The organism is Pseudoalteromonas sp. CST2 (assembly GCF_028599385.1).
Lineage (GTDB): Bacteria > Pseudomonadota > Gammaproteobacteria > Enterobacterales > Alteromonadaceae > Pseudoalteromonas > Pseudoalteromonas atlantica.
In genome coordinates, this window is sequence record NZ_JAQREO010000004.1 from 31319 (window position 1) to 44888 (window position 13570).

Annotated in this window: 16 protein-coding genes; 8 read left to right on the plus strand and 8 right to left on the minus strand. The window is 40.4% G+C overall.

Features of this window, described 5'->3' with window-relative positions; translation table 11 throughout:
• Positions 1 to 123 precede the first annotated feature (123 nt).
• On the minus strand, positions 124 to 330 hold the full coding sequence (locus tag PSH41_RS07025) for a hypothetical protein (RefSeq protein WP_004587392.1): 207 nt from the start codon (positions 328 to 330) through the stop codon (positions 124 to 126).
• A 197-nt stretch (positions 331 to 527) separates the two neighbouring features.
• Between PSH41_RS07025 and PSH41_RS07030 the strand changes: the two genes are divergently transcribed.
• The 6 genes from PSH41_RS07030 (at position 528) to yegD (ending at position 7483) form a co-directional block, all read left to right on the plus strand.
• Positions 528 to 1391 carry a mechanosensitive ion channel family protein gene (locus tag PSH41_RS07030; protein WP_024034237.1) on the plus strand — a complete coding sequence of 288 codons (864 nt, stop codon included), beginning with the start codon at positions 528 to 530 and terminating at the stop codon, positions 1389 to 1391.
• 410 nt (positions 1392 to 1801) lie between these two features.
• A complete protein-coding gene (locus tag PSH41_RS07035; RefSeq protein WP_273589011.1) occupies positions 1802 to 4066 on the plus strand; it encodes a TonB-dependent receptor in 2265 nt (754 codons plus the stop codon).
• A 106-nt stretch (positions 4067 to 4172) separates the two neighbouring features.
• Positions 4173 to 4472: a hypothetical protein gene (locus PSH41_RS07040; protein WP_004587389.1), complete on the plus strand. Its 300-nt coding sequence runs from the start codon at positions 4173 to 4175 to the stop codon at positions 4470 to 4472.
• 52 nt (positions 4473 to 4524) lie between these two features.
• A complete protein-coding gene (locus PSH41_RS07045) occupies positions 4525 to 5181 on the plus strand; it encodes an HAD family hydrolase (protein ID WP_264390434.1) in 657 nt (218 codons plus the stop codon).
• A 33-nt stretch (positions 5182 to 5214) separates the two neighbouring features.
• On the plus strand, positions 5215 to 6057 hold the full coding sequence (locus PSH41_RS07050; RefSeq protein ID WP_096739955.1) for a DNA ligase: 843 nt from the start codon (positions 5215 to 5217) through the stop codon (positions 6055 to 6057).
• A 61-nt stretch (positions 6058 to 6118) separates the two neighbouring features.
• Positions 6119 to 7483: a molecular chaperone gene (yegD, locus tag PSH41_RS07055; protein WP_273589010.1), complete on the plus strand. Its 1365-nt coding sequence runs from the start codon at positions 6119 to 6121 to the stop codon at positions 7481 to 7483.
• A gap of 11 nt (positions 7484 to 7494) precedes the next feature.
• Here yegD and PSH41_RS07060 read toward each other — a convergent pair whose 3' ends face one another.
• From PSH41_RS07060 to PSH41_RS07070, 3 genes are read right to left on the minus strand one after another with little or no spacing between them, the layout of a single operon-like run.
• Positions 7495 to 7959, minus strand: a complete 465-nt coding sequence (locus PSH41_RS07060; protein ID WP_004587385.1) for a methylglyoxal synthase — start codon at positions 7957 to 7959, stop codon at positions 7495 to 7497.
• A 60-nt stretch (positions 7960 to 8019) separates the two neighbouring features.
• On the minus strand, positions 8020 to 8661 hold the full coding sequence (locus PSH41_RS07065) for a LysE family translocator (protein WP_273589009.1): 642 nt from the start codon (positions 8659 to 8661) through the stop codon (positions 8020 to 8022).
• Positions 8658 to 9851: a multidrug effflux MFS transporter gene (locus PSH41_RS07070; RefSeq protein WP_273589008.1), complete on the minus strand. Its 1194-nt coding sequence runs from the start codon at positions 9849 to 9851 to the stop codon at positions 8658 to 8660. Before PSH41_RS07070 ends, PSH41_RS07065 begins: the two co-directional genes overlap by 4 nt.
• A 183-nt stretch (positions 9852 to 10034) precedes the next feature.
• On the opposite strand from PSH41_RS07070, the gene PSH41_RS07075 reads away from it, so the two are divergent.
• Positions 10035 to 10508 (plus strand): hotdog fold domain-containing protein, encoded by a 474-nt coding sequence (locus PSH41_RS07075; RefSeq protein WP_273589007.1) that lies wholly within the window; start codon positions 10035 to 10037, stop codon positions 10506 to 10508.
• A gap of 7 nt (positions 10509 to 10515) precedes the next feature.
• On the opposite strand, the gene PSH41_RS07080 is transcribed toward PSH41_RS07075, so the two are convergent.
• The 3 genes from PSH41_RS07080 to PSH41_RS07090 all read right to left on the minus strand — a co-directional run bounded on the left by PSH41_RS07080 (position 10516) and on the right by PSH41_RS07090 (position 12613).
• On the minus strand, positions 10516 to 11007 hold the full coding sequence (locus tag PSH41_RS07080) for a bactofilin family protein (RefSeq protein WP_004587381.1): 492 nt from the start codon (positions 11005 to 11007) through the stop codon (positions 10516 to 10518).
• Positions 10997 to 12160 (minus strand): M23 family metallopeptidase, encoded by a 1164-nt coding sequence (locus PSH41_RS07085; protein ID WP_273589006.1) that lies wholly within the window; start codon positions 12158 to 12160, stop codon positions 10997 to 10999. Before PSH41_RS07085 ends, PSH41_RS07080 begins: the two co-directional genes overlap by 11 nt.
• 138 nt (positions 12161 to 12298) lie before the next feature.
• Positions 12299 to 12613 (minus strand): YebG family protein, encoded by a 315-nt coding sequence (locus tag PSH41_RS07090; RefSeq protein ID WP_024034226.1) that lies wholly within the window; start codon positions 12611 to 12613, stop codon positions 12299 to 12301.
• Positions 12614 to 12958: 345 nt separating this feature from the next.
• Between PSH41_RS07090 and PSH41_RS07095 the strand changes: the two genes are divergently transcribed.
• Positions 12959 to 13255 carry a ComEA family DNA-binding protein gene (locus tag PSH41_RS07095; protein WP_273589005.1) on the plus strand — a complete coding sequence of 99 codons (297 nt, stop codon included), beginning with the start codon at positions 12959 to 12961 and terminating at the stop codon, positions 13253 to 13255.
• 11 nt (positions 13256 to 13266) lie between these two features.
• Here PSH41_RS07095 and PSH41_RS07100 read toward each other — a convergent pair whose 3' ends face one another.
• Complete coding sequence (locus PSH41_RS07100) at positions 13267 to 13569, minus strand: DUF6170 family protein (RefSeq protein WP_273589004.1); 303 nt, start codon at positions 13567 to 13569, stop codon at positions 13267 to 13269.
• Between the last annotated feature and the right edge of the window lies 1 nt (position 13570).

A 13570-nucleotide genomic window follows, 5' to 3' on the forward strand; every position in this document is an offset into this window, starting at 1 on the left:
TTATCGGTATTAAGCGGGATTTAAACGCAAATTAGCTACTAAAAATGCGATTTGGAGGTAAAAGTAGCCTTAAAAATAAACGTAAGGCTACTTAAATATTGTATTGTGTGTGTTTTTTAAAGGCTAGTTATAGCCAAGAACAAAGCGTTTTTCAGAACCAAAGCTATTAGATTGCTGGCCAAATTCTTTATTAATAGTAGCAAGTGTTTGTTCTTGCTCAGCAAGAAGGCACAAAATTTTATTGCGGTAATCTAGGCTGCTTTCAAACAAATTTAAATCTACCTGCGGCTGCAAAGTAGCGAGTCTTTGATTTAGAGTAAGTTGTGACATATGTAATCTCCAGTGCTTGTACACTATTTATATAGCACTCGGTGCAATAAAGAGTTAATAAATTGTTTAAACAAAAACGTTAAACCTATTAACTTAGCGTTTTAACACTATTATGCCGTGCTAAGCTTAGCGAAGACTGAACCACACTCATTTTTACTGAACAAATAACAAACAACAAATAATACTTTGGAAAATACATGACGCTCGAACACATTCAACATTATCTCAGCTTGGTTATTTTTACCTATAACGACGTACACATCACTGTGGCTAAGGTTATACAAGTTCCTTTAATTTTATTTGCTATGTGGTTTGTAGTAACGCGCATTGGCAAACTTATTAAAAAAACACTGCTGGCAAAAAAAATCAGCCAAGACGCGGTTCATCTATTTACGCGCATTTATTTTATTTTGAGTATCGCAATATTAATTTTCACCTCGTTAGAGGTTTTAAGTATTCCGCTTACGGCCTTTGCATTTGTATCAGGGGCCATAGCCATTGGGGTTGGATTTGGTGCGCAAAACATTATTAATAACTTTATTAGTGGCTGGATTTTAATGTGGGAGCGGCCAATTCGTATTGGGGACTTTTTAGAAGTAGGTAATGCAAAGGGCGTAGTAGAAACTATTAATACGCGCTCTACCCGCATTCGCCGTAACGATGGTGTGCATATGTTAATCCCTAATTCGCAACTATTAGAAAACACAGTGACTAACTGGACCTTAATAGACGGTAATGCCCGCTCCTCGGTTAGCGTAGGTGTTGCTTATGGCAGCGATGTATTGTTAGTTAAAACGTTAATTCAACAAGTGCTTGATGATCATGATGCGATACTAACAAATCCAAAAGCCTCTGTTTTATTTGACGACTTTGCTGATAGCTCACTGGTGTTTAATGCAATTTTTTGGGTTTGTGCAGAGTCAGAAACCATGCTCAGAAAAGTACGTAGTGATATCCGTTTTAGTATCTATGCTGTTTTTGAAAAACATGATGTGGTGATTGCGTTTCCACAGCGCGATATTCACATTGATGGAGAAATTGCGTTAAAGCGTACTCAATGAATTTAGCCTTTAAAAATTTAGCAAGCATTAACGGGTTTTAACTGCGCGTTTCTAGTTTGGGTTTATTTGTAAAAATACGCAGTTTGCTACTTTAAAGCGGCTTTTGAAAGAAAGGACATATGTCCGCATTATTAGTCTTTTGCATCTAAAAGCGGGTAAAAAAGCTATAAAATGAGGTTAAATGTTGCAAAAAAGTTTACTTTTTTGTACATATTTATGCAGTAAATTTGTAATACGATGGTATAATCTTCATCGTTCGTTCAGCCTCATTACTCCGTTTTTGTACTCTCGGTGATGAGGTCCGCGCGCCATAAAGCTAGACGCGAAAAATTGTACGAGCCCGCAATGAATACATTGCGCAACACAAAAAACCGTTGAACAAGAGTGCATACAAAAGGTTTATACCCGACATGAAAGCAATCAAAAAAACTGCAATAGCGACCATAATTAATGCTGCTTTATTATCTGCAGCTGGTACCTCTGTTTCTACTCTTGCTGCTGAAGAAGAAACTGCAAAAAAAAATAACCAATTAGAAGTTATTCAAGTTACTGCTCGTAAACGTGTAGAAAATGCACAAGAAGTGCCTGTTGCTGTATCTGCATTACAAGGTGATAACCTTGATGCTTATAGTTCTGCTGGTATGGATATTCGCTTTATGAGTGCGAAAATCCCAAGTCTTTCAATCGAATCATCGTTTGGACGTTCTTTCCCTCGTTTTTATGTTCGTGGTCTGGGTAATACCGATTTCGATCTTAATGCTTCACAACCTGTTTCATTAGTTGTTGATGAAGTGGTTCAAGAAAATGCCATTTTAAAAGGCTTTCCAGTATTTGATGTTGAGCGTGTAGAAGTACTACGTGGTCCTCAAGGTACTTTGTTTGGCCGTAATACGCCGGCTGGCCTAGTTAAATTTGATACTGTTAAACCAAGCCAAGAATTTGAAGGTTACGGTGCTGTTTCTTACGGTAGCCGTGGCGCTGTAGATACAGAAGGCGCTGTAGGTGGTGCATTAACTGACCGTTTATCTGCACGTGTTTCTTTGCTATGGCAAGATAAAGATGATTACATCGACAACCAAGCGCCTGGCTTTGAAGCGAAAGACGAGCAAGGCGGCTACACAGAAAAAGCAGCGCGTATTCAGTTTTTATACGAAGGCGATGACTTTACTGCACTACTAAACTATCACACACGTGACTTAGACGGCTCACCAATTGCGTTTCGTGCAAACGTTATTGAAGCCGGTTCAAATGACTTAGTAGACAACTACGAGCATGATGTTGTTTATCAAGATGCCGCTGTACGCAATACCCAGCAAGTTGAATCTGAAGGCGCAAGCTTAAAGCTTGAGTGGGATATTAGCGATGAATACACGCTAACCTCTATTTCAGGTTGGGAAAGTGCAGAAATATACTCACGTGCCGACATTGATGGTGGTTACGGTGCTGAATACATTCCTGATTACATGGGCCCAGGTTTAATTCCGTTTTCTTCAGAAAGTGCGGATGGCATTCCAGAGCAAGATCAGTTAACGCAAGAGCTTCGCCTTGCTAGTAACTTCAGTGGTGACTTAAACTACCAAGTTGGTCTTTTTTACTTTGATGAAGAGCTTACAATCGAAAACTTTAGTTACGATACGTTCTCTTCACCTGCTGGCGCTTTAAACGGTTATGTTCAGCAACAACAAGATACAACTGCATGGGCTATTTTCGGCTCAGTAGATTACATTTTCTCAGATAAATTAAAAGTAACTGCGGGTCTTCGTTACTCTGATGACGAAAAAGATTTTGTTGCAGACCGTACTATTAGCCCAATTGGCGGTGGTGCTTTATACGTAGAACGCAGTGTAAGTGACAGCCACGTAAGCTGGGATTTATCTGCAAACTACAAAGTTAATGACGATGTAAACTGGTACAGCCGTGTAGCAAACACGTTCCGCGCGCCTAGCTTACAAGGTCGTATTTTATTTGGTGATGACGTAACAACGGCTGAGTCAGAAACCGTTACTTCATTCGAAACCGGTATTAAATCAGACGTTCTTGATGGCCAAGGCCGTGTAAATGCAACGGTATTTTACTACATAATGGACGACCAACAGCTTACTGCTGTAGGTGGTGGTGCTAACTTTAACCGCCTAGTTAACGCTGATAAAACAACAGGCTACGGTTTTGAGCTAGATACAGAGTGGGTATTAAGCGATGAGTTTAATGCAACATTTAACTTAAGCTACAACAAAACTGAAATTAAAGATGATGAGTTAGCTGTAGCTACTTGTTTTCAATGTACAGTTAATGACCCTATCAACGATGCTGGTTTAGCCGTGCTAGATGGCAACAGCTTACCGCATGCGCCAGAGTGGATCTCTAACTTTACCCTTCGTTATACGAAAGAACTTGAAGATGGTAATTTCTTCGCATTAGGTGATATTTCTTACCGTAGCGAAATTAACATGTTCCTATACGATTCAGTAGAATTTGAAGGTAAAGCATTAACAGAAGTAGGTTTACGTGCAGGCTACGAGTGGGCTGAAGGTGATTACGAGTACCAAGTATCTGCATTTGTTCGTAACTTATTTGATGAGCAACAAGCAATTGGTGCGGTAGACTTCAATAACAATACGGGTATTGTTAATGAAGAGCGCTACATTGGTGCTGAATTTAAAGTTAACTTCTTCTAAAGATAACCTTAAATTTTATTAATTTTTAAAAGCCTGCCTCGTGCAGGCTTTTATGTTTTTATAAAGCTGGTAAAGTAGCGTTAATTAACTTTGATGAGATAGAAAAATGGCTGGATTTTGGAACTACCGTGTAATTTTTTGTGAAGCAACGAAAGATGAAGCAGCGCAATACCAAATACACGAAGTAGAATATAACTTAAATGGCAAAGTAACTAATTGGTCAGAAACAGGCGCAGCACCTTTTGGTACAACGCTAGATGAGTTAGCAGCTGATGCCGATCGTTTAAAAACGGCGCTAGAAAAACCAGTACTTAAGGTTGTGCGCAAAGCCCGAGGCTACGAGCTGGTTGATGTTGAAACCGGTGAGGAAGCATTTGCTGAGCCACCTGCTGGCTTAACAGCATAATATTATAAAGGCGCCTAGGCGCCTTTTTTAACGTAAAATTTAAGGAATGAGGATGAGCTTAAACGCAGTATTGTTTGATATGGATGGCACGCTAGTTGACTCTGAAAGCATGCACTTTGAGTGTTGGAGCCAGCTGCTTGCACCCTACAATGTAAGTTATAACGAAGTGGAGTTTTGTCAGCGCTTTTCAGGGCGCCCAACGTTAGAAGCAGCAATTGATATTAAAAATGAGCATAATTTAGACGTCAGCGCACAGTTTTTAGCAGATGAAAAATATCGATTATTTGGTGAATACGTAAAAACTAATTTACCGCCTGTTATGCCTTTTACTGAGCAAACCTTACACGCTGTTAAAAACAGTGGGCTAAAAATGGCGTTAGTTACCGGTAGTGCTCGCAGCGAAGCAATGCCTATTTTAAAAGGGCTAGGTTTTTATGAGTTATTTGATACTGTAGTGACAAAAGACGATGTAACAAATCCAAAGCCAGCAGGCGATCCTTATCTTTTAGCGCTTGAGCACATACATGTAGCCCCAGAGCATGCAATTGCTGTAGAGGACACCTTTACGGGCGTTTGTGCTGCAACTAATGCACAGGTTAGAGTCGTTGCGATTGCAAATCATCATACAATTGACCATGACTTTAGTAAGGCGACGTACAAAATGGCTGACCTAGGTGAGTTTTGGCAGTGGGTCGAATCTCAACTATAGTTATAGCCTTATTTTATTTGCAGGGATGCAGTAATGGCTCAGCTAAAGTACTTACTTTTCATTGTCAGCTTAATTGGCTCACAGTTTGCCTTTGCGGCGCAGCCTCAGGTGTTATTGGCAAAAGTATATGATGAATCTAAACATGGCAATATTAGTGAATACCTCGTCAGTGAAAAATTTGATGGTGTAAGAGCAATATGGACGGGCGATAAATTTATTACCCGTAAAGGAAATGCGATTAACGCCCCGAGTTGGTTTACGGCGCCATTACCAAATGTTTGGTTAGATGGGGAGCTGTGGATAGCGCGCACTCAATTTTCTTTGGTCAGTGGGATTGTAAGAACTAAACGCCCCAGTAATTCAGATTGGCACGCTATACGCTATCAAATATTTGATATGCCAGACTCAACCCTTCCTTTTAGTGCGCGTTATAAAAACTACCAAGCCTTGGTAAAACAAATCAATAAGCAGCATATAACTGCAGTTAAGCAACACCGCTTTACTAGCACAGCCCAATTAACAGCGTATTTTGAAGATTTAACTAAGCAAGGGGCTGAAGGGGTGATGCTGCATTTAGCCAATGCTAAACATAAAAGCGGGCGCAGTAATACATTATTAAAGTTAAAGCCCTACCTTGATGCTGAAGCGGTTGTTATTGCACATTTACCGGGTAAAGGAAAATACACCGGTATGTTAGGTGCATTAAAAGTAAAAACACCTTATGGGCAAATATTTAAAATAGGCACGGGCTTTAGTAACAAACAGCGCCAAACACCTCCGGCTATAGGTAGCACGGTAACGTATCGGTACCATGGGTTAACAAAGCATGGCTTACCACGTTTTGCGAGCTTTTTAAGGGTGAGGGAGGGTCATTAGCGTTTATAATATTGGCAAAGTATGCTAAATTGCGCGGCCTTTTTCTAATGTATGGTGAAGTATGTTTGTAGGTTTTGATTACGGTAGTTCTAATTGTGCCATGGGTGTTATGGAGCAAGAGGAAGTACAGTTAGTGCCACTTGAGCAAGGAAAACATTATTTACCTTCTACTCTTTATACGCACCATAGCGCATTAGTTGTCGACTTTGTGGCAAAGCATGTAAAAGGCACTGCCCACGAGCATAACTTTTTAACGCAGCGCCAAGCTTTATTAAATACACTCCCGCGTATTAAGTCAGATCTTGATTTACAACCTACAGATGAAACGCTATTTATTGGCCGTGAAGCCATTAGTGAATATGTGCAGTTTCCTGAAGAAGGCTACTTTGTAAAATCACCTAAATCTTTTTTTGGTGCCACAGGCTTAAAGCAAGGGCAAATTAATTTTTTTGAAGATATTGCTACGGCAATGATTTTAAAAATAAAGCAACGCGCAGAGCTTTCACTTAAAACCCCACTTACGCAAACGGTTATTGGTCGTCCAGTTAACTTTCAGGCCGTTGGCGGTGAGCAGTCAAATCAGCAAGCTGTAGGTATTTTAGAGCGCGCTGCTAAGCGTGCGGGCTTTAAAGACGTGGAGTTTCTATACGAACCGCTTGCAGCAGGGATTGATTACGAAAGCAGTTTAGTGGAAGACAAAAAAGTGCTGGTTATTGATATTGGCGGTGGTACCAGCGATTGCTCGTTTGTACAAATGGGGCCAAGCTTTAGAGGTAACAGTGAGCGCGATAATGACTTTTTAGCCCACAGCGGTAAGCGAGTTGGCGGGAATGACTTAGATATAGCGCTTAGTTTTCATGGTTTAATGCCATTGCTTGGTTTAGGCAGTACCTTTAAATCGGGCCTACCTTTACCAAACCAACCTTTTTGGCAAGCCTGTAAAATTAATGATGTAAATTTACAAAGTCAGTTTTATAGTGAAAGCCACTATCGAGAACTCACTGCCCAATTACGCGATGTCAGTGCACCTGCGCTTTTCAAACGCTTAATTCATTTACAGCAAAATAAACAGGGCCATCAGTTGGTACAGCAAGGTGAGGCGGCTAAAATAGCGCTTTCATCGGCAGATGCTTTTGATTGCGATCTTCGCTTTTTAGATAATGACCTTAGTAAAAACCTATCGGTTAGCGATTTGGCGGTTGCAGTAGAAAGTAGTATTAGCCAAATAGTAACGTTAGCAAAACAAGCAATTACCGATGCAGGAACCACTCCAGATGTTATTTATTTAACAGGGGGAAGTGCACAGTCACCACTTATTAAAGCGGCGTTAAGTGAGCATTTAGGTGATATTAAAATGCTGAATGGCGATCACTTTGGTAGCGTAACGGCTGGCCTAACAAAATGGGCCAGCATGCTTTATAAGTAGCTTAAAAGGCTTTAAAGACTAATTTGTCGGGTTGCGAGGTATTTTTCGTAATCTGGCAAAGTACGTTCAAGCTCAGTGTCCATTAAGGGCGAGCTTAATAACATGTCGGCGCTGACTTCATTACAGGCCACAGGAATATTCCAAACAGCTGCTAAACGCAGTAACGCTTTAACATCAGGGTCGTGTGGTTGCGATGCCAACGGATCCCAAAAAAACACCAATACATGAATTTCGTGTTCAGCAATTTTAGCACCTAGCTGTTGATCGCCCCCCATAGGACCACTTAATAGCTGAATAACCTCTAGCCCGGTGGTTTTTTCGATTAAATGGCCTGTGGTGCCAGTACCGTATAAGGTGTGTCTGCTTAAGGCTTCTTTGTGTTTTTCGCACCATAATTTAAGCGCGGCTTTTTTACCATCATGCGCAACTAAGGCAATATTTTTATTAGCGGGTAGCGATTGTTTTTTTTGTTCCATGCTGCATCTTATTTTGTTGAGTAACCAAGGCTTTGGTTAAGTAATACCAATTTAGTGTAATTAGTATAATAAATTAATGGCCAGTGCAATAAATACCATGCCGGTCACTCGGTCTATCCAAAGTTGGCTATGTGGATGTTTTTTGAAAAATTGCGCTATTTTGTCGCCAAAGTAAATATACGTACAGTCAATTGGGAAAGCAAAAATAGGGTAGAGCAGCCCAAAAAATGCTAATTGAAACGTTGCCGATGATAAGCTTGGGTCTACAAACTGCGGTATAAAAGCAATAAAAAATAACGCGACTTTAGGGTTTAATACCTCGGTCATCATGGCTTGAAACATGACATTTGGCTTTTTACTGGTGCTTACATGGGGCTTATCATCACTAGCGCAATTCACGGTATTTGGCTGCGAAAAAGTGCTTTTAATCATCACAACCCCTAAATAGCACAAATACGCCGCTCCTAAGTACTGTACTGCACTATAAGCGGTGGGCGAAGCTTTTAATACCGCGCTTAATCCAATAACAGCAAAAAATGTGTGTATTACTCCACCTAAAGCAAAGCCAAATGCGCTTTGCATACCTGCCGCTCTGCCATTGGCAAATGTTTGCGCCATTAAAAATGCGTTTGATGGCCCAGGGGCCACCGCCATTAAAAAGCTCGCCAGTAAAAATGATGCTAAAAAATCAGGGTTGATCATGTATTAACCGGGTGCAATATATGGGCTTTTTTACTCATTAAAATTAGCCAAAGTGGTGCCAGTAACAATAAATGAAAAGCAATTAGCCAAGGTGTGCTAAGGCCTAAATATTGCGTTAAAAACACAAGCACACTAGCGCCACTCATTTGCATAGCACCAATTAGGGCAGAGGCTGTACCGGCTTGTTTTGGAAAGCGCGATAACGCCATACCAGCCGCAGAGCCTAAGCTTAGGGCAAAACCAAGTGCTGCAATTAAAATAGGTAGCATAAGCGCAATGGCCGATTCTATATGGCTAAGTGCAATCATTAATATGCCAGAGGCTACCAATACTGTAACCCCAACGCGCAGGGCTTTTTGGCTATTACGTTTAATATAAATGGGCGTAATAAAGCTGGCTACAATACTTAATACGGCATTGAGCGTAAACCAAAAAGTAAAGTCGGCAACGGTGCCCCCTAAGTGCGTAATTATCCACCCAGGTGCCAAGGTGACATACACAAGAATCGCCGACATGGCGACCATACACAGTAAGCTATTAAATAAAAATATCGGTGTTTTTAATATTGGCACAAAGCGGCGTAAGTCCAATATATGCCCTTGGTAGTGACTATCAGCAGGGCGGGTTTCTCTAAATAAGGTGAGCGTAATGACTAGGCCCGCTAACGCAAACAAGGTTAAAAACATAAAGTTCATGCGCCAGCCAAATTGCACGGTAAGCCAAGCACCTAAAATAGGCGCAAGCGCAGGAATAAAACACACAATTCCATTTAAATAGGTAATCATTTGCCCGCTGCGTTCGCTGCCGTATTTATCACGTACAATAGCAAAAGCAACCACAAACGTAGCACATGCACCTAACCCTTGCAGAGCGCGTGAAAACATTAATACAGCAAAAGAGGGCGCCATGTAGGCAAGTAAGGCTGAGCCTGCATATAAGCTAACACCTACAACCGCTACCGGCTTTCGGCCAAACTTATCAGCAAGCGGCCCTGCAATTAATTGCCCTAAACCCACAGTAAGCATAAAAATAGCCACCGTTTGCTGAACCTGTTGTTCGGTTACGTTAAATTGCGTGGCAATAGTTGGAAAAGCGGGAAGATAAATATCAATTGCCATAGGGCAAAATATTACGAGTAACGCTAAGATGAGTAATAAAATTAAGTTAGGTTTAGCGGGCTGTGTTTGCATTAGGTCTCCTTTTGCTGGCTATTTTAGGTGCCCGCTTATAAAAAAGAAAGGGCTTATGAGTGAGCCTCGCTTTATTGTGATAAATATTTCATGAGATTAGGATTAACAGCACAGTGAATTGCGCTTTTTTTAACTGGTCTGATGTGTTAATTTGAATTTATAAACACAAAATGGGAAATAACAATGAGTAATAAATCAGCCCTTTTAAAAACCTGGCTTAAATTTAAACGCTTACCTTTTGGCAATTGGTTGTTTAGCAAAGCGGTATGCATAAAAGCCCCGTATTTTGGCTCAATGAAACCTTACGTGCTCGATTTAAGAGAAGGGCACTGTAGCGCTGTCGTAAAAAACCGCCGTAGTGTGCATAACCATATTGGGACTATTCATGCTATTGCACAATGTAACTTAGCTGAGCTGTGTGCTGGTGTAATGGTAGATGCCACCGTGCCTTATAAAACGCATCGCTGGATCCCAAAAGGAATGACGGTACACTATTTAGCAAAGGTTGATACCGATGTAACTGCTATTGCAGAAATCGCCTTGCCTCGCCAATGGGTAGATAAAGAAGATTTAGTGGTGCCAGTTAAGCTTTACAATACCCGCAATGAACTGGTGTTCACTGCAGATATTACGATGTACATAACCGAGAAAAAGTAATGAGCGCTTAATTAGATTTGGCTTTATCAGCGGCTTGCTTATTAACAAACGACAAGTCGCTATCAGCATCATCAAGCAAAGTTTTTACTTCTTTAGCCGGCTTTAAATCTTCGCTAATAAGTTCCGGTTCTTCTTTTTCAAAGCGCTGTTTTAAGCTGCCTTCAATAATGGCTCCCGCATCAATACTTAGTGTATCGTGAAAAACATCGCCATGTACGTGAGCGCTGCTTTGAATATTCACTTCACTTGCGTTTAGTGAGCCAATAATTTTGCCTTTTACAATGACACTTTTAGCTTCAACCACACCTTCAACAATGCCGGTAGAGCCAATTACCAAGTGCTCTGCCTTTATATCGCCATCAATTCGGCCATCTAGCTGCACTTCGCCCTGGCTTGTAAGTGTGCCAGTTAAGCGCACATCTTCAGAAATAATAGAAGGGGTATGATTTACTCTTTTTAACGTAGTTTGACTACTTGGTTGCTTTTTTTTACCGAACACGAGAAAGCGCCTTTGTTATTTTTAGAGGATTGACATGTTTGCCATCGAGTAACACTTCATAGTGTAAGTGGGTGCTGGTACTTCTGCCAGTACTGCCCATTAATCCAATTACCTCATTTTTAGCAATTGTTTGGCCTTTTTTCACTTTAATTTTATTTAAGTGGCCAAAACGGGTGACCAAGCCATTTTTGTGCTCTAGCTCGATAAAGTTACCATAGCCGCCATTTTTACCAGCGCGCAATACACGTGCATCAGCAGGGGCAAAAATTTCGGTTTTATGCCAGCCGGCTAAATCAACACCTTTGTGAAAAGCGCGGCGGTTGTTCATCGGATCTTTACGTAACCCAAAGTTGCTCGAAATATAGTATTTAGCCGCAGGCAAGGGCAGTGAGTTAGGCAGCTCTGTTAAAAAGTTTTCAAGGTTGTTGAGTAATAATAGCTTATCAACAATGGCTAAAAACTGCCCTGGTATTTTAGTTTCGTCAAATACATCTAACGGGCCACCTTGCGCAGTGGTTTGTGCGCCCAGTGCTAAATGTTGTTCAAGGGCTGATTCTAAGCCTGCGCCTTTTAACATCGCTAAAATTGCATCATGGCGTTTATTAATTTGCGCATCAATAAGCGCAAAATTATGCTCGTAGTATTTATTTAAGCGCTCATAACGTGCGGCAAAAGTGATTGGCGTTAGAAGGCTGGCGTGTTTGTCTTTCGGCTCTTCATCTACAAGTGGTTCATGAAACTCGCCTTTGTCTTGATTAACAGGCGATTCAAGTTGTTCTTCTAATTTTATTGTCTCTTTACTAATAGATGCGGGGAGGGATTCAATCATACCTTGCAAAAGTGCTTGCTTTTGCTCTAGTACTGCAAGTTGTTCTAATTGCTTAGCGTGCAGTGCTTTTTGTTCTTGGACCTGCTTTTGCCACACTTGTTGCTTGTCAATTTGGCTTTGTTCTATGTCGGTAATTTTATTTGTTTGGCTATAAACACGAAAACTAGAAATACCGACCCAAGTAATAGTGCCTAAAATAAGCAGTACTGTAAAAAGCTGAAACCAAGGCGCCAAAACAACATGCTTAACTTCGCCATTTTGACGAATAAGCAACTGACGGGCTGGGAAAAATTTTTGGTAAAAAGACTTAATAAATACTGACATGGCACATAAACACTCGCTATTAACCGGATTAATGTATCAATTTCAGTCTAAAAAGCCAGAAAAAATTTGTAACTGTTCAAAAATTAATAAAAAAGGGCTGCTATTTAGTAGCAGCCCTTTATTTAAAATAGTCACAAATTAGCTAGCTTGTTGCTCGTCGTTATCTTTTATTGATGCTACGTTGTCGGCTTTTTTAGCTTTAGCTGTACCTTTTGTTGTGGGCTCTTTTGCGCCTTTTAACACCGCCATAAAGTCATCTTTACTCTTTGCAATTTCAAGCGCAAGCGATTCAACCTGTTGCTCGCTCAGTGGCACATCTACTTTTTCCAGCATTACTTCAAGCGATTCTGCTATATCGAGCATTTTGTCATAGGCATCCGCTTCTTTTTTAGTAGTAAACGTCATTCGCTCAACTCCGTTTCGTTCTACAACATATTTAACAACAACAGCCATGATCTCTCCTGCTTGATTGCGTGGTAATGTGGTTACTGACCCGTAGGTCACTGTTTTTATATACAGTAAATGTTTGTGTGTAAAATTGCAAGTATTCGGTGCATTTTTAGCTTGTCATCAATTTGACAAAAAAGCGTAACTTTACTTTAGTTAAGCAATCACTTGTTGTACCAGCTGCATTTTAGGTTTTCGGATTTAGGTGATTATGCACTGGAAATAATATAAGTGATGCGCGTTGCTCCTTATTTAACATTATTTCCTCAAATAAAAATTAAGCACATGTTTAAAGCCAAATTAGCCGTTTAACTATAACGCTTTGGTATAAACAAAAATAAGGAATAACAAATGAAAAATCTATTAACGCTACTTATTATTAGCTTTTTATGCTTTAGCGCGTTTACCCACGCTAACCCAGTTGAAAATAAGCCTATGGTTGAAATGCCGCAAGCGCCGGTTATTAATATTAATAGTGCCGATTCAGAAATGCTGGCCAAGTTGCCTGGTATAGGTAAGAAAAAAGCGCAGGCTATTGTTGATTACAGGGTTGAAAATGGTGAATTTTCCCAGCTGAGCGACTTAACTAACGTAAAAGGAATAGGTAAAAAGCTTGTAGCTAAACTAGAAGGAAAAGTGTCTTTGTAATAGGCAGGGCGCTAAGCGCCCTGTGAATACTGCTCAAGTGCTTTGGATAAATATTTTTTAGCGAAGTTTATTTCAATCGGGGTTGTTAAAAGCGGGTAACACAGGCCACCTAAAATTAAAAAGGGAATGAGTTCCCACCCTTTAAAAACAGTAAATAATAAAAACAATGGGCTGAGCAATATCAGCTTTACTATTCTTAATAACACTCTATCGGTAGCAGGTAGCATACTTAGCGCAATAGCAACAACGGCTTGTCGCTGCCTCACTTTAAGGTGCTTTAGTTCAGGCAGCTGACTGGTAAAAAACGTAAACATA